Below are 16,645 nucleotides of genomic sequence, written 5' to 3' on the forward strand. Positions count from 1 at the left end.
TTTATGAAAGGAATTCGATTGAACAGGGGGCGTTTACTGCCATTACTGCTGGTTTTGCTGGTAGTAACAGTGGGTCGTCCCTTTGCTGACGGGGAGTCATCAAAATCGGGCAATCCGTCATCAAAACCTGCCGACCAGTCATCTAAATCTGTCGGTCAGTCATCTAAGCCTGTCGGCCAGTCATCCAAGCCTGCCGATACGCCCGAAAAGTGGATGGAAACCATGATTCAGGCCACTCAAAATCTTACCTATCGCGGACACTTTGTTTACCAACAGGGTGCTAATCTTGAGACCCTGGCAGTTACGCATACGCTTCAGAAGGTGAATGGTAAGTCAGAAGAGCTGGAGAGTATTGCTTACCTTGATGGATTGCCCAGAGAGATGGTTCGTCAGGGAAACAATATCACTTTTGCCAGCGCTGGAAGAGAGCCTGCAAGGTTTGAGCACGAGTCTCTGGTTCCTATGGTGGGGCGTTTTACTTCCGGTCATTTTGACAAACATTACAAACTGAAGCCAGCTGCACTGGACAGGGTGGCTGGCAGGGAAGCCGTTCAGCTGCTGGTGGTACCAACGGACCGCTTCCGTTACGGTTATCAATTATGGCTGGATCGTCGAACCGGTCTGCTGCTCAAGTCCGTTATGGTGGACAAAGAAGGCAGGATCATCGAGAGAATGCAGTTTACCAGCCTTGAATTTCCGAAAGAGTTGACTTCGCAAGAGCTGGAGCGATTAAAACGGAAACTGCCTGAATCATCGGGCAAGAATGTAGTGAAACTTAGCAGTAAATCAGTCCCTGAAAAGGCTGAATGGAAATGGGAAACTGGCTGGATACCTGAAGGCTTTTCGCCTCGTGGCCACAGCAGTAGAAACTCAGCTGTCAGTAATCAAAAGGTGGATACTCTGAACTTTTCTGATGGACTGGCCAGTTTTTCAGTATTTGTTGAGCCGGATGAAACCCGGGTATTGAGTCAGGCTACTGAGCAGATCGGTTCTATGGCAGCAGTGTCTAAAGTCTTTCGTAACGGTGAAAAGTATTTTCATGTCACTGTTTTGGGAGAGATTCCATTGGGTACGGCCGAGAGGATAGCGGTTTCAGTTCGCCCCAGGGAACAGAGTCGGAAGGCAGATAAATGATTGAGGAAGAAGGCAGGGTTGTGGCTATTGAGCAGGGGGCTGTCTGGGTAGAAACCATTCGCAAAAGCACCTGTTCGAGTTGCAGTGTACGAAATGGCTGTGGTCAGAATCTGCTTGAGAAGTATCGCTCCAATAAACATCAGTCGTATATCCAGGCGATCAATGACTTCTCTATTGAAGAGGATGATCAGGTCATCATAGGTATACCTGAAAGTGCGTTGATGAGAGCCTCGTTTCTGGTTTATCTGATGCCATTGGTAGCTATGATGGGTGCACTCTTGCTGGCCACGGCTGTTGGCTGGAATGATTTTTTTACCGCCTTGTCTGCTATGGCAGGCCTTGCTGCGGGGTTTGTTTCCGTGCGTATGCTGGGTCATTCAGCCAGCGACCAATGTCGCGTCAGGGTGATAAAGGTGATGCCCCGCAAGTTGGTCGGACCTGAACTAATCACAATCGATCAGTCCTGGTCTGCATAAACAGCTTAAAACAAAGAAAAATGTTTTTTAACATGAAAAATGAATATGGAAAGTTAGCCATCAGAATATTTTTCATAATAAACGTTATAACCATTCATTCACAAAACCCATTTTGGGTCTCTAATCACAAGGTGTAAGGAGAAGTCAGGTTCATGAACAGGGTCAACCTTCTCTTCAGGAACTTTATTTATTTTCTGAGTCTCTCGCTGCTTTCATTGCAAATGGTTAAGGCCACTGAGTTACCGGACTTTGACCGATTGTTTGAAGAGGCCTCGCCCGCAGTCGTTAATATCAGCACACTTGCGACCCCAAAACAGGGGCGTGGGCAGATTTATGGTCCGGGCAGCGAAGAGTTGCCCGAGATATTTCGTCGCTATTTTGGTTTACCCATGCCTGAGGCGCCTTCTGGTAAGCCGCAGCCCATGTCCCTGGGTTCCGGATTTATCATCTCTAATGATGGCTATATCCTTACTAACAATCATGTGGTGCAGGGTGCAGATAAAATTATCGTCAGACTGCATGATCGCAGTGAGAAGGTGGCCAAACTGATTGGTGCCGACAAGCGCTCTGATCTGGCGTTGCTTAAAATTGAGAGTGATGCCAATTTGCCCGCAGTGAAGATGGGTAATTCGGAAGATATTAAACCGGGACAATGGGTGGCAGCTATTGGTTCACCCTTTAACTTTGAGTATTCCATCACCAAAGGCATTGTCAGTGCTCTGGACAGAAGTCTGCCCAGTGACGCCTATGTTCCATTCATTCAGACAGATGTGCCTATTAACCCGGGTAATTCCGGTGGCCCGCTGTTCAACATGAAGGGTGAAGTGATTGGTATCAATTCCCAGATTTTTACCCGCTCCGGTGGTTTCATGGGGCTGTCTTTCGCTATTCCTTCGGACCATGTTGAATGGGCTGTTGAACAGCTTAAGGATAAAGGCTATGTCTCTCGTGGCTGGCTGGGGGTGGCTATTCAGGAGGTGGATCGCGATCTGGCAGAGTCTTTTGGTCTTGAAAAGCCGATGGGGGCCCTGATCAGTCAGATTGTGCCCAGTGGACCTGCAGATAAAGCCAAGTTGCAACCAGGCGATATCATTACCCGGGTCAATGGTCGTGAGATCATGAGATCTGGTGCTCTTCCCATGGCAATTGGTGTTATCAAGTCGGAAGACAAGGCAACGCTTGAGCTGATTCGTGAAGGCAAGAAAAAAATCATTAAGGTGGAAGTCGGTGAGTTGCCTGATGAGCAGGGGCAGGGCTCAGAACGTCCTCAAAGCATAGATATTAAAAAGAACCGTCTGGGTATCCAGGTCGAAGCCCTCAATGATGACTATCGCAACAAGTTGCGCCTTGAAAAGAGTGTTAAAGGAGTGGTGGTGACTGGCGAGATTTCAGGTGTGGGTCGATCCATTGGTCTTCGTAAAGGGGATGTTATCACAGATCTGAATAATGACCGTATTCAATCAGTTAAGGACTTTAACAAAGTAGTGGCTGATCTTCCTGTAGATCGCTCGGTTTCCATGAGGGTAATTCGTGGTGGGCAGTCAGGCTACATCACATTCCGGCTGACCGAATAATTCAGTTCTGGTTGGGGTTTCAGGTCTTCAGGGGTGATCTGTATCTTCAGATGCTGTAGACTTCGTCTGAATTTACAGCAGCTTCGCGCCTTTGTTTCAGGCTCGCGAAGACCCTGCAAGCTGAACAACTGTCCTCGTGAAAGAGATTGAGCTCTGAACGGGGACAAATTTTTTGTAGTGATGCAATCGTGAGCGACTTAAGTCATATCAGGAATTTCTCCATTATTGCCCATATCGACCACGGTAAGTCGACGCTGGCAGATCGCTTTATCCAGTCCTGCGGAGGGTTAAGTGATCGTGAAATGCAAGCCCAGGTTCTTGACTCCATGGAACTTGAGCGTGAGCGTGGTATTACCATCAAGGCGCAGAGTGTCACTCTGGACTATACCGCTAAAGACGGTATCACCTACCAGTTGAATTTCATTGATACGCCCGGACACGTAGACTTTTCCTATGAAGTTTCACGTTCTCTTTCTGCCTGTGAAGGTGCTCTGTTGGTAGTGGATGCTGCTCAGGGCGTTGAAGCTCAGTCTGTGGCAAACTGTTACACCGCAATCGAGCAAGGGCTGGAAGTGATGCCCGTGCTGAATAAAATGGATCTGCCTCAGGCAGAACCTGAGCGAGTTGCGCAGGAAATCGAAGAAATTATCGGTATTGATGCCCTGGATGCAGTACGCTGCTCCGCCAAGAGTGGTCTGGGTATTGACGATGTGCTTGAGCGTCTGGTTCAGACTATTCCTGCTCCAGAAGGTGATGTCGACGGTGAGTTGCAGGCCTTGATTATTGATTCATGGTTTGATAATTATCTCGGTATTGTATCTCTGGTCCGTGTCAAGAACGGTACCTTGAAGAAAGGTGACAAGGTGCTCGTCAAATCGACTGGCCAGACCCACGGCGTAGATAATGTGGGTATCTTCTCTCCAAAGATGGATGCTACTGGTGAACTGAAAGCGGGTGAAGTCGGCTATGTTATCGCCGGCATCAAGGACATTCATGGAGCACCAGTGGGCGATACCCTGACTCTGGCAAAAACACCGGGTGTTCAGGAACTACCAGGTTTTCAGAAGGTCAAACCTCAAGTTTATGCAGGTCTTTTCCCGGTCAGCTCTGACGACTTTGAGTCTTTCCGTGAAGCCCTGGAAAAACTGAGTCTTAATGATGCTTCTTTGTTCTACGAGCCTGAAAGCAGTGATGCCCTGGGCTTTGGTTTCCGCTGTGGCTTCCTGGGTATGCTGCATATGGAGATCATTCAGGAGCGACTTGAACGTGAATATAACCTGGATCTGATTACTACTGCACCGACGGTTATCTACCAAGTAGAGCTGAAAAATGGCGATCTGGTAGAGGTTGATAACCCATCCAAACTACCAGATCCAGCTGGTATCCAGGAAATCAGGGAGCCCATCGTTCAGGCAAATATTCTGGTTCCCCAGGATTATCTGGGTAACGTGATCTCCCTGTGTGTTGAGCGTCGGGGAGTTCAGAAAGACATGCAGTTCACTGGCAGCCAGGTGGCAATAACCTATGATATGCCTATGAACGAGGTGGTTCTGGATTTTTTTGATCGTCTGAAGTCTGTTAGTCGCGGTTTTGCGTCTTTGGACTACAGTTTTGATCGTTTTGAAACGGCCAACATGGTTAAGCTGGATATTCTGATCAATGGTGAGAAAGTTGATGCACTGGCTCTGATTGCTCATAGAGATCATGCAGTCTCCAGAGGTCGTTCACTGGCTGAAAAGATGAAAGAGATTATCCCGCGCCAGATGTTTGATGTGGCCATTCAGGCTGCAGTAGGTGGTCAGATCTGTGCACGGACCACTGTTAAGGCGCTGCGCAAGAATGTGACTGCGAAATGTTACGGTGGTGATGCTTCTCGTAAGCGTAAGCTGCTTGAGAAGCAGAAAGCAGGTAAGAAACGGATGAAGCAGGTGGGGCGGGTTGAAATTCCTCAGGAAGCTTTTCTTGCTGTGCTTAAGGTAGATAAATAACTGACCTTTGATAAAAAGTGTCAGGGTTACTCAATGGAGAGTCTGTCATAACAGGCGGGCTTCCCATGAATATGAAAAAACATCCCGTTGAGGCAGCTTAGATTCTGCCTTGGCAGCAATTTTGGTAGAAAAAAGATCGGGTATCTGAGAACAAATAACCATGGATATTAATTTTCCACTGCTGTTGGTTCTGGCGGTTTTTATTACAGGTCTGGTTGCGCTGTTTGACAGGCTGGTTCTATTGCCCAAAAGAAAGGCGGCCATAGAAAGCTTCAACTCCAGTTCGGGTTCTGAGCCGGACGAGGAGACTCTGGTCAGTCTGGAGAAAGAGCCCAGTATTATTGAGACCTCGAAGTCGATATTTCCGGTTCTGGCTCTGGTGCTGGTGGTCCGGTCTTTTCTCTTTGAGCCCTTTCAGATTCCCTCCGGTTCCATGATACCTACCCTGCAGGTGGGAGACTTTATTTTGGTAAACAAGTTTGAATACGGACTTCGTCTACCGGTCATTGGTACCAAAATTGTCTCCATCAATGAGCCAGAGCGTGGCGATGTTATGGTCTTCAAGGAGCCACAAAATCCGAATATCAATTTTATCAAGCGGGTGATTGGTATACCGGGAGATGAAATTCGCTATTTGAACAAGAAACTCACCATCAATGGCAAGCCGGTTCCCGAGAAATACATCGCGCAACTGAGGGATGAAAGTCGAGCTTATCAGCTGTTTGAAGAGACCATTGATGATAAAAGCTTCGAGATTCGCAAGGACCTGGGCGTGAGAAGTCTGCGAGCTGAAGGAATCTGGGTCATTCCCCAAGGGCAGTATTTTATGATGGGGGATAACCGGGATCGCAGTAACGACAGTCGATATTGGGGAACCGTGCCTGAGAAGAATATTGTCGGTAAAGCCGTTTATATCTGGATGCACTGGCCGAGCTGGACTCAGCTGCCCGGTTTCAAGAATAATGGGACAATAAATTAATTATTCTCTCGGTTTGGCTCTGCCTGTTATGGTGAGCAGAGACAGAGTTGTCCCGGGGTTTAAAAAACGGACAATAATAGCCCGGCGGGAGGGATCATGACCGTTGCAAAAAACAGACAAAAAGGACTGAGTACTTTGAGCTGGCTGGTAGCTATACTGGTCGGTGGTTTTATGATCATGTTGACTCTCAAGGTGACACCGGTCTATCTGGATGATTATGCCATCAAGAAAGTGCTGACGTCTTTGGATACCAAGCCAGGTATTAAAGAAGCGGGAGTGCAGCAGGTAAGAGAATGGCTAAATAAGGGGCTCTCGACTAACCGGGTGCAGCTGGCCAGGGAAGAATCCAATGTTCTTCGGAATAAGGGCCAGTCGGTGGCGGTTGAAATCAATTATGAGCGTCGTGTACATCTGGTGCACAACGCTGATCTTGTATTAACTTTTGAACATAACTGGAATGCTAAAACTCAGTGAAGACTGATGAACTTGCCCGGCTGGAAAGACGGCTGGGCTATACATTTTCTGATCGTAACCGGCTGGAGCTGGCTCTGACCCACAGGAGCTGTGGCAGTCGTAATAATGAACGACTCGAATTCCTTGGGGATTCCATCGTTAACTTTGTCATCGCAGAAGCTCTGTTTGAGCGTTTTCCTGATGCCCGGGAAGGCCAGCTAAGCCGACTGCGTGCTCGTATGGTACGAGGAGCGACACTGGCTGAAATTGGCCGTGAATTCCAGTTGGGAGACTCTCTGCGATTGGGTTCGGGTGAGTTGAAGAGTGGTGGTTATCGTCGCGAATCCATTTTGGCGGATGCGGTAGAAGCGATTATTGGTGCTATCTATCTGGATGCTGGCATGGAGGCTTGTCGTGCGCGTATTCGCAGCTGGTTTACTGATCGTTTGGCAGGGCTCTCCGTCACCGATCAGCAGAACAAGGACCCTAAAACCCGTCTGCAAGAGTTCCTTCAGGCTCGTCAGAATCCTCTGCCAAAATATCGGGTGTTGAATATTGAAGGTGATGCCCATGATCAGGTGTTCACTGTGGTTTGTGAGCTGGAAAGTCTGGACATAACCACTGAAGGTCAGGGGCCCAGTCGTCGAGGGGCAGAGCAGCAAGCTGCCCGTTTTGCATTGGAAAAACTGCGAGTAGATAATCAATGATTTCAGCCGTGACCGGATCTGAAGCAGTGACTGAAGGTCAACGATGTGGCTACGTGGCAATTGTCGGGCGCCCTAATGTAGGTAAATCAACGCTGCTCAACCATGTTCTGGGACAGAAGCTGTCCATTACCTCCCGCCGTCCCCAGACCACACGACACCAGGTTCTTGGTATAAAGACGGAAGATAATGTACAAACCATATTTGTGGATACCCCCGGTATGCACAAAGTGGAAAAGAAGGCCATTAACCGTTACATGAACCGTGCTGCCAGCAGTGCTCTGACCGGTGTTGATGCCGTCGTGTTTGTTGTCGATCGTTTGACCTGGACCGAAGAAGACCAGCTCGTGCTCACTAAACTCAGTCATGCCAAGTGTCCGATTATTCTGGTACTGAACAAGGTCGATCGTCTCAAGGAACGCAAAGAAGAGCTGATGCAGTTTATGCAGGAAGTTTCTGATAAGGCGAACTTTAAAGCTATTATTCCGGTGTCGGCTCTGCACGGTCATAACCTGAAAGAACTGGAAAAATTGATTGCTGATCTGATGCCTGAGAGTATTCACTTCTTCCCGGAAGACCAGATCACTGATCGCAGTTCCCGCTTCATGGCCGCTGAGCTGATTCGTGAAAAGATCATGCGTCAGCTGGGTGACGAACTGCCTTACGAAATGACGGTTGAGATCGAAGAGTTCAAGCAGGAAATGCGTCCAAAAGGCCCATTGCTGGTCATCAGTGGTCTGATTCTGGTTGAACGCTCCAGTCAAAAGGCGATTGTCATTGGTGATAAGGGTGCCAGACTGAGACAGATCGGTCAGGAAGCCCGGATTGATATGGAAAAAATGTTCGACAGCAAGGTCATGTTGAATCTCTGGGTTAAGGTCAGGGGAGGCTGGTCTGACGATGACAGGGCTCTGAAAAGCCTTGGCTACGACTTCGACTGATGAATGAACTGAGCGCAGCCTGGATGCTGCACAGCAGACCCTACAAGGAGCGCTCTGTTATTGCTGAATTCCTGGTGAAAGACCATGGCCGTATTGCCATGGTTATCAGAGGGGTTCGTCAGGCAAAATCCCGCTCCTGGGCTATTCAGCCCTTTACCCGGCTCTTCGTCAGTTGGAGAGGGCGGTCAGAACTGAAAACTCTCAACAGCTTTGAAACCGCTGCCGCCATAAACCTGAAGGGACAATCACTCTACTGTGGTTTTTATCTGAATGAACTCTTGATGCGTTCAGTGTTGCCAGGACAGCATGTTGAGGGGTTGTTCGACCTGTACAGTGCTGTGCTGCAACAACTGACTTCGGGAGCGCCTCTGCAACCTTTGTTGAGAGTGTTTGAGATTGAATTGCTGGAAATAACTGGCTACGCCCCGTCATTGACTTCTGACGCTGCATCAGGGACAGACATAAAACCCGATCTGCTTTATGAATTCAAAGCCGGAGTGGGTTTTATACCTGTTCTTGAGCTTAGGGAAAAAGACCGGTCCCACTATTTTTCCGGAGATCTGCTGCTGTCTCTGGCAGAGAGGCGTTTTGACAAGGTTCGGCATTATCCGGGCTATAAACGATTAACCCGTCTGGCACTGGTTCCTCTGGTGGGAGAGAAGCCGCTGAAAAGTCGGGAATTTTTCCGTACCAGGGAGAAGTTTGTCTCATGATTCCTCACAACCGCATCCTGCTGGGTGTGAACATTGATCATATCGCAACCATCCGTCAGGCCCGGGGAGGTACTTACCCTGATCCGGTTCAGGCCGCCATTGAGGCGGAGCAGGCAGGAGCCGATGGTATCACTCTGCATTTGCGTGAAGATCGCCGTCATATTCTGGATCGGGATGTCAGGCTGATTCGCCATGTACTTCAGACCCGTATGAATCTGGAGATGGCTGCTACGGAAGAAATGTTAGCCATTGCTGAAGAGGTTCTGCCTCATGCGGTTTGCCTGGTACCCGAAAAACGCGAAGAGCTGACCACCGAAGGGGGGCTGGATATTGTTGGACAGATGTCTTCCATCTCCTCTGCCTGCTCGCGAATGGCAAAGGCTGGTATCGAAGTTTCTCTTTTCATTGATCCGGATCTGGGGCAGATAGAAGCTTCTGTGGAAGCGGGAGCGCCTGTCATTGAATTACATACCGGTGCATACGCCGATGCAGAAACACCAGAAGCTATGCAGACAGAGCTGGACAGGCTGAAAAAAGCCACTGAGTTTGCCCTGTCTAAAGGCTTAATAGTGAATGCCGGGCATGGTTTGAACTATCAGAACGTGGAGCCTGTTGCTGCTATCAATGGCATGAATGAATTGAATATTGGTCATTCTATTATTGGTCGGGCATTTTTTAGCGGATTGAAAACTGCCGTAAAAGAGATGAAGACCTTAATGCTGAGAGCTTCTCTTCATAAATGATTGCAGGCATAGGCACGGATATCGCCAGTATTGCGCGATTCAGGAAAATCCTGGAGCGGCGGGCAGAGGCCTTTACTCGCAGAATTCTTACGGATTCCGAGCTGGAAATCTTTGCGTCCCACCCCCAGCAGGCAGCCTGGCTGGCCAAACGCTTTGCGGCCAAGGAAGCCGCTTCCAAGGCTCTGGGAACCGGCATAGGCAAGGTTTCGTTTCGGCATCTTGAGACATTCAGTGATGAGAGGGGCGCGCCTCGTATGCGTTTTTTGGACTACGCCCGGGAACTTCAAAAAGAGAGGGGGATAAAAGCGATCCATCTGAGCCTCTCTGATGAAGCAGAGCATGCTCTCGCTTTTGTTATCCTTGAGTGCTAACCCTGATTGTTATCACTCGTTTCCACGTTCTGACGATGTCGCAAAACTCTCTTCAGGCTGGGAACGGGCTGTTGGAGTTTCACGACAGCCTCTGGTTGGGGGAGGATATCAATAAGAGCGGCCCAAACAATGCCATCTATTCCGTGGCTGAGTTAGCTCTGTCCTCCGGTTTTGCTACAGCCGCATCAATATCAGAAGGATTCCCTTCCAGATCATCTCCAGCGTCGTTAGGGCCATATAAATGGCTGGTCCCGAGATGTTCTTGCAGCATTTCTTTTCCGGATTCAAGCTCACTGTCAGCGGCGTCAACTTCAAGAGAATGTCTCACCTCAAAGGTTCGGGTAGCAATATTAAATGTGACGTCAACAGCTACTGATTCTCCAGTTTTTGTGAAATTAGCCGGACTGACACGAAAAACACTCCTGAGCTTATCTGTAACGTCGTCATTGGCACATAAATAGCTCGTCCCGGGATATTGACTCAGCATTTCTAGCCAGGACTGAGCTTCGCGGTAAGCTGATCTAACTTCAAGAGGATTCTCCATCATGAACATGGCTTCTATTAAATCGTCGGCTAAAATTGCCTTGTTCACCGAGTTAAAATGCCATGCATTATAGAATTCAGCATTATCAGGAACATGAATGGCGAACAAGCAACCATAAATCTCTGTAGCTTGAACATTCTCATTGATCCCAATCCATTCACGTTCATCCACATGCAATTGTAAGATTTTATTATCATTGTTTTCTGAATTATCATCAGAAGTCTTAATAGAATATGAAGACAATCCTCTAGTCTCATAGCGATATCTATAATCAGAAGTGTCTATAAAGCGAGGGGCTTTATAGTCATCAAAACTTTTCGTGATGACTGACTGCGTATCTGACATCATTTGCTTCTGGTAAGGACCCGCAGTAAATTCATTAGTTCCATAAGAGTTAAAATTATTCATAAGATTCTCCTTTACTTGGTTGTTGGGTTATTCCGTAGTCACTGCTCAGAATTTGCAGGCACCTTTTGAGCTCGATGAGTTGCAGCCCGGAAAAATCCGCGAGCTTCAGCTCAAAATGAACAACTGCGTCCTGTACTAATTTAGACGCAACAAAATAAAAAAAGTTCCAATCAAAAAGACACCCATAAATTTGCTTTACCATCCACCTGGTCTACTTTTTCACCCATCACTGATTTTTTACCCAGACAGGTAAGTTCATGGCCCAAGCTCGCAATACCCTGATTGATCCCGGCACAACGCCTTATTACCACTGCATGGCAAGATGTGTTCGTCAGGCTTACCTCTGTGGAGAGAACCACCTGACTGGCAAGAACTACGAGCATCGCCGTCAGTGGGTGGTGGATAAACTCCGGGAACTGGTTTCAGTCTTTGCTATCGAAGTCTGTGCTTACGCTATCATGTCGAATCATTATCATGTGGTTTTGCACATCAATCAGTCATCTGCCAGAGGCTGGTCACGGAATCAAGTGCTTCACCGTTGGACGACCTTGTTCAGAGGTCCGCTTCTGGTGCAAAGGCATCTGGCCGCTGACAAGCTGGGCAGAGCTGAATTGGCCCGTATCGATGAATATGCTGAGGAATACCGGCGTCGTTTAACGGATATCAGCTGGTTTATGCGCTGCCTGAATGAACATCTTGCTCGTGAGGCCAACAAAGAAGACCAGTGTAAAGGACGCTTCTGGGAAGGACGCTTTAAAAGCCAGGCATTGCTGGACGAAGCAGCGTTACTGACCTGCATGACCTACGTTGACTTGAATCCGATTCGGGCTGGAAAGGTAGAAACACCGGAAGAATCAGACTACACGTCGATTCAGGAACGCGTAGAGCAGGTTACACATTCTGAGACTAAAAATCAGCCGCTGACCCTGAAACCTTTTTGTTTGCAGGGCCAGAATACGGACGTTGCCCTTCCGTACCTTCTTCACGACTATCTGGAACTGGTTGACTGGAGTGGCCGCATTGTCAGGGCAGACAAGAAAGGTTCCATCCCGTCGTGTACCCCTCCGATTCTTGAAAGATTGGAAATTGATCCGGATGAGTGGCTGAAAACCATGCAATGGAATAATCGTTTTTATCGGGCAGTTGGCCGTCTGAAGGCGATGAAGGCTTATGCACTTGAAGCCGGACAGAAGTGGCTTCGAGGTTTAAACGCCTGCAGTCGTTTGTACCTGACAGGTTAGCGTAGAAGTCAGTTAAGACGTCAAAGACCCTCTCTTTATCTCTCTTCGACTTATGTCGGAATGAATTTGCATTGTCTAAATTATGGCTTGAACAGCCTCTGTTCCTTGGGTGGCGCTGTGTGGTTCGTTGATACGCTACTTGAAGATAGATTTTTCTGATCCTTTTTGGGAGTACACATTTTTGAATGTCTTATTTTTTTCCCCTGAAGAGACATTTTTATGGGTGTCTTAATTTTTTAATTTTTTCTCAGGGTGTCTTAATTTTTTCTCACTTGAAGATAGATTTTTCTGATCCTTTTTGGGAGTACAGTTTTTGAATGTCTTATTTTTTTCCCCTGAAGAGACATTTTTATGGGTGTCTTAATTTTTCTTTATGGGTGTCTTAATTTTTTTCTCAGTCGGGCCTGATCTTGTTGGTTGAATGCTCTCCATAGCTTTGATCTCCTTGATTTCTCTCCTTGAAATGAGACCCTTACTTTATTCCGGTACCGGGCCTCTTTGTCTGCACCACATCAGTTCACGAAAGCGCACTCAGAAGGTGAAAATCAGAGTCATAGGGTGACACACGAACGCTTTTTATCTTTCGGCTTTTCAGGCTGATCTCAACTTTCGGTTTATGGTTCAACTTCAATCGGGTGTCCGGCTGCAGCCATAATATCCAGATCCGATTTCAGTCTGTCACTGAGATATTTGTAAATGTCGGCATTTTCGTAAGTGCGGGTATTTCCCAAGAGCACTGGCAGGACAAAGTCCTTGTCATTTTTAAGGGACTCAGTTGCATAGATCAAGACCATAGGGTTTTCTGCAATGAGCACTCTCAAGAGGGATTCGTTGTTTTTTACTGTCTGCCCGGCATATTTTATGGAATGAAAACTATATCGGGTAGCTGCCACAACCACATCTGGGGTATTTTTGAGATCGGTACTGGCATACTCAAGCGCAACACAGCCAGGATCACTAATGGCAAGCATTACCAGAGGTTTATGCTTTTTGAGACGATCGCTGGCATATTCTAATAACCGCCCTCGCGATCCTATTGCAGACTTGGCTATTTCGAAATCATCCCTGAATGCGTCGGAGACATAACGGAATAACATCGGGTTTTGTTCTATCAGGAAAAGCACCAGATCCTTATCGTGATCTAAATTAAAGTCCTCACGCAAGAGTGTAAAAGTAAGCTCCGGGTGGAAGTCTTCAATGACCATGTGGGTCAGCAGTTCCTTTATTATTCTTTCCGCATCATCGGGTTTGAGCCGTTTGCTGGCGTTGGCTAACATTTGGCGAAGTTCCGAACTTCTGCACGAGCCCTGAAATGCCTCAAGAGTTTCATGAGTATTTTTGGCTAGTTCATGTAACAACTTGTATTCGTCGTCCAGATAATCAACGAACGCATAGTTTTTGTGACATCGATTCCTGTTGCGGCTTTCGAATACATCCACTACCAGGCAATGTTTGAATGTCCAGTTATTTACAGAGTCGCTCAGCCCGATTTGAGACTTTTTAACCAGCGTTTCAAAATTCCATTCGTCAAGATTTTCACCACGATTAAATTTGTTGATTGACATATCCAGGTCGGTCAGTCCGCTCAGAACAGTCACTAATTTCACAAAGCCCTCTTGTAATGCTTTTTTTGAATCAACCTGAGTGTATTCTATGGTCATTTTCCATGCATTTTTATTGAAACTGATCGCCATTGGCAGTGAATGACTATCAATCGATGCGCAGCGCAGTGTCTGGATCAAAAACCAGAAACGCTTCAATTTACCCTGTAAGTGTGTGTTTTCCTCATCTTGGGAAAATGTATCAGAGATGTCGAGGCGGAGTGTACGGCCCTTGCCTCCCTCGGCCTGTTCCAGCATGGATATAGTGCAGACGTGTACTCCGAGTGTTGCACTGACAAAAGCGGCATCCACCATATTAAGTATCCGTAGCCTTAATGTGGCAAGTTTGCTCAGTACCGACATGCAATTGTCGTTTAATAGTCCCCAGGCGCCCTGGGGGAGTATATTAATCAGCACTTCGGTGTATGAAATTTTGGTGATTTGTCCCTGCCCTGATGCTTCTGCCACCGAGTGGAGTGCAAGAACGAATTGCTGATGAAGCCAATAAACCAGGTCGTGGGCAGAACTAATATTGAGCACAGATATGGGCCGGGTCAGTTTTTGCAATCTATCCTGCAAGGTCTGGCAATCGCTTAGCCACTGTCTGAAATTCGCGGGCTGGTCGGGTAATTCCAGCTCGGTGGTCAGCGGCAAGACCACCTTTAAGCGCAGTTCATCAATGGCATCTTTCAGGCTTTTGCATTGTATTTTAAGGAGTCGGATTTTCTGGGTAAAGGATTTGACTTTGGATGGTGCAGTATTCGATTCAGATGCTGTGGCCAGACCTAAAAAGTGCTGATAACCAGAGACAAACAGGTCTAAATCCTTCTGTAGTTGCTGAATCTCAATGTCAAGTTGTTGTAATAGTTTCGATCGGTTTGCTGACATGCTGACTGCCTTACTTCGGCCCGGGCCAAGGCAGCGACTTGTTATACGGTCAGGGTGGAAATAGTCAAGCAACCGGTTATTCTGGCGGTTCAGCCAGGCAAAACCGTCGTCGACACGGGTGAAGTTGGGTGGTTCCGCAGGACTGGTTGCGGCTGAGCTGACGATATCCTGACCGGAAGTGGTGCTCCTGGCCTGCCAATAGGCAGACTGGTCGCCTGACAGCAAACAGGCTCCGGGGCTGCCGGCAAAACTGCCTGCTACCAGTGTTACCTGTTGTCCGCTGCTCTGTCTTAATGCCTCAAAATACTGACAACCAGCCAACAGACAGGGTATACCCGCCTGACGCAGGGTGATGGCAACATGATCGTTAGTTCCTCCCTGTTTGAACACGCAGCCACCCAGACGTTTTAAAATATCAGGCGCCAGCATCCAGTCACTGGCGTGATTGGCAAACAGAAGGGTTCCGGGCGGAATCTGTTCTGCGTTGACCGGTTCGGTGACCGCCAGGGCGACACCACTGCAACAACCTTCACTGACCATGGTTCCTTTAGCCAGTGGCAGGGTTGGCGCAGGTGCAGAGAAACGGGTACTGCCCGGCAGCTCGGTCACTGGTCGACTCTGGAACACGTGGAGTTGCAGATCGCCATCCACGCCGAACTCAGCATCGACCGGGCAACAGAACATATCTTCCAGCTTTTCTATGTTTTTCTGCAGTTCTTGCAATATCTCGTCAGAGAGCATGATCTCTTTTGCATCGGTGGTTGCCGTGTTGCTGCGTTCGATATAACCCACTTCACCGGTCTTTTCATCGGTGATTTTTTCCAGGACAAACTGTGTCGTAATATCACCCGGGGTAAATTGCCGATCTGGTTGGCTGTTTCTGTCGTCACTGCGCTTGATCGAATAACGATGGGGGCGGATACCTGTGGTTCCGGAGACCGCCCCCCGGGGTTGACCCAGTGCATATTCCACCTCAATGGTATTGTCCTGCAGTGTTGAGTGGCTGATCACTGCGCCCCCCAGCAGGCAATGAATGCACTGCTGGAACACCAGCGCCATGGGCTTTACTTGCCCGTTTGGACAGACTTCAGGCCGGTAGGCGGAGGACAGGACTTGCAGGCAGGTTTTCAGGATATCGCCGCCACCATGAACCCGGGAATCATAGCGACCGGCCTGGGCATTGCCGAAGCAGTCTTCATCAACGCCGGAACTGCGGACGATGCAGGCTTCGCTGGCTTGTTGCTGAAGCACAAAGTAGCGATGACGAATATCCTCGGCAGCACTGATATTTTCTACCTGTTGATAGAAATCCTCACTGGCAATAAATTCGGATAACCCCTTGAGCCATTTTGATTGTTGCTGATGCGGTAGTTCGGTAACGATCGTGCGCAATTGTTCCAGGCTGAATGATTCCTGACTTCGCGTGTCAATATCTGGCAAAAAGGGCAACAGGCATTTTGTGGGGAAAGGCTGTTGCTCGAGCCTGGCGATCAGGGCTGTGTCAACCACAGTGAAGGGTGGAACCGGTATCCTGGCCTGCTGCATACGGTGCAGAAACAGTCCCTTGCCGCCAAAAGAGGATCGGATTTGCTCGTCTGTGATGAGAGTAGAAATGCCAGGTGGCAAGTCATGGCAGGCAGGCTTGCTATTTTTCGTATCCGGGCGTTTGATACCACGAGCGGATAGCGGAGTAAAAGACGGGAAAGCTTCACCTGGATCAACCTTCATTGACCGCAGCTTCTTGTGAGGAGGGCTCTCATGATCGTTAGGAGTGATAGAACGGGTGAGTGCGTACGCTGCCTGACCAGCCGACAACCTGGCGGATTTGTCCTCAGTCGGGCCTGATCTTGTTGGTTGAATGCTCTCCATAGCTTTAATCTCCTTGAT

Annotated in this window: 14 protein-coding genes; 12 read left to right on the plus strand and 2 right to left on the minus strand. The window is 48.2% G+C overall.

From position 1 onward, the window contains the following. Positions 1–3: 3 nt before the first annotated feature. The 11 genes from ACO6VG_RS17805 (at position 4) to acpS (ending at position 10,076) form a co-directional block, all read left to right on the plus strand. On the plus strand, positions 4–1,134 hold the full coding sequence (locus ACO6VG_RS17805) for a MucB/RseB C-terminal domain-containing protein (protein ID WP_422133537.1): 1,131 nt from the start codon (positions 4–6) through the stop codon (positions 1,132–1,134). After that, positions 1,131–1,610: a SoxR reducing system RseC family protein gene (locus ACO6VG_RS17810; RefSeq protein ID WP_422474987.1), complete on the plus strand. Its 480-nt coding sequence runs from the start codon at positions 1,131–1,133 to the stop codon at positions 1,608–1,610. Before ACO6VG_RS17805 ends, ACO6VG_RS17810 begins: the two co-directional genes overlap by 4 nt. 152 nt (positions 1,611–1,762) lie before the next feature. After that, positions 1,763–3,184 carry a DegQ family serine endoprotease gene (locus ACO6VG_RS17815; RefSeq protein ID WP_422133539.1) on the plus strand — a complete coding sequence of 474 codons (1,422 nt, stop codon included), beginning with the start codon at positions 1,763–1,765 and terminating at the stop codon, positions 3,182–3,184. Positions 3,185–3,372: 188 nt separating this feature from the next. Further along, positions 3,373–5,172: a translation elongation factor 4 gene (gene lepA, locus ACO6VG_RS17820; protein WP_422133540.1), complete on the plus strand. Its 1,800-nt coding sequence runs from the start codon at positions 3,373–3,375 to the stop codon at positions 5,170–5,172. A gap of 160 nt (positions 5,173–5,332) precedes the next feature. Then, positions 5,333–6,151: a signal peptidase I gene (gene lepB, locus ACO6VG_RS17825; RefSeq protein ID WP_422133541.1), complete on the plus strand. Its 819-nt coding sequence runs from the start codon at positions 5,333–5,335 to the stop codon at positions 6,149–6,151. A gap of 96 nt (positions 6,152–6,247) precedes the next feature. Further along, positions 6,248–6,625, plus strand: coding sequence for a DUF4845 domain-containing protein (locus ACO6VG_RS17830; RefSeq protein WP_422474989.1), 378 nt, complete (start codon positions 6,248–6,250; stop codon positions 6,623–6,625). Then, positions 6,622–7,311: a ribonuclease III gene (gene rnc, locus ACO6VG_RS17835; protein WP_422133543.1), complete on the plus strand. Its 690-nt coding sequence runs from the start codon at positions 6,622–6,624 to the stop codon at positions 7,309–7,311. Before ACO6VG_RS17830 ends, rnc begins: the two co-directional genes overlap by 4 nt. Beyond that, entirely contained in the window at positions 7,308–8,249 is a 942-nt protein-coding gene (gene era / locus ACO6VG_RS17840; RefSeq protein ID WP_422133544.1) for a GTPase Era, read from the plus strand. Before rnc ends, era begins: the two co-directional genes overlap by 4 nt. Continuing rightward, on the plus strand, positions 8,249–8,962 hold the full coding sequence (gene recO / locus ACO6VG_RS17845) for a DNA repair protein RecO (RefSeq protein WP_422474991.1): 714 nt from the start codon (positions 8,249–8,251) through the stop codon (positions 8,960–8,962). The genes era and recO overlap by 1 nt, the downstream gene beginning before the upstream one ends. Further along, positions 8,959–9,705: a pyridoxine 5'-phosphate synthase gene (gene pdxJ / locus ACO6VG_RS17850; protein WP_422133546.1), complete on the plus strand. Its 747-nt coding sequence runs from the start codon at positions 8,959–8,961 to the stop codon at positions 9,703–9,705. Before recO ends, pdxJ begins: the two co-directional genes overlap by 4 nt. Then, on the plus strand, positions 9,702–10,076 hold the full coding sequence (gene acpS / locus ACO6VG_RS17855) for a holo-ACP synthase (protein ID WP_422133547.1): 375 nt from the start codon (positions 9,702–9,704) through the stop codon (positions 10,074–10,076). The genes pdxJ and acpS overlap by 4 nt, the downstream gene beginning before the upstream one ends. A 136-nt stretch (positions 10,077–10,212) precedes the next feature. Here the strand turns inward: acpS and ACO6VG_RS17860 are convergent, their stop codons facing one another. Continuing rightward, entirely contained in the window at positions 10,213–11,028 is an 816-nt protein-coding gene (locus tag ACO6VG_RS17860) for a hypothetical protein (protein ID WP_422474993.1), read from the minus strand. A gap of 257 nt (positions 11,029–11,285) precedes the next feature. Between ACO6VG_RS17860 and ACO6VG_RS17865 the strand changes: the two genes are divergently transcribed. After that, a complete protein-coding gene (locus ACO6VG_RS17865; protein ID WP_422409010.1) occupies positions 11,286–12,269 on the plus strand; it encodes a transposase in 984 nt (327 codons plus the stop codon). Positions 12,270–12,883: 614 nt separating this feature from the next. Here ACO6VG_RS17865 and ACO6VG_RS17870 read toward each other — a convergent pair. Further along, positions 12,884–16,627: a DUF4116 domain-containing protein gene (locus ACO6VG_RS17870; protein WP_422474995.1), complete on the minus strand. Its 3,744-nt coding sequence runs from the start codon at positions 16,625–16,627 to the stop codon at positions 12,884–12,886. Positions 16,628–16,645 lie beyond the last annotated feature (18 nt).

This window comes from Endozoicomonas sp. ALB032, from assembly GCF_049310125.1.
Taxonomy (GTDB): domain Bacteria; phylum Pseudomonadota; class Gammaproteobacteria; order Pseudomonadales; family Endozoicomonadaceae; genus Endozoicomonas_A.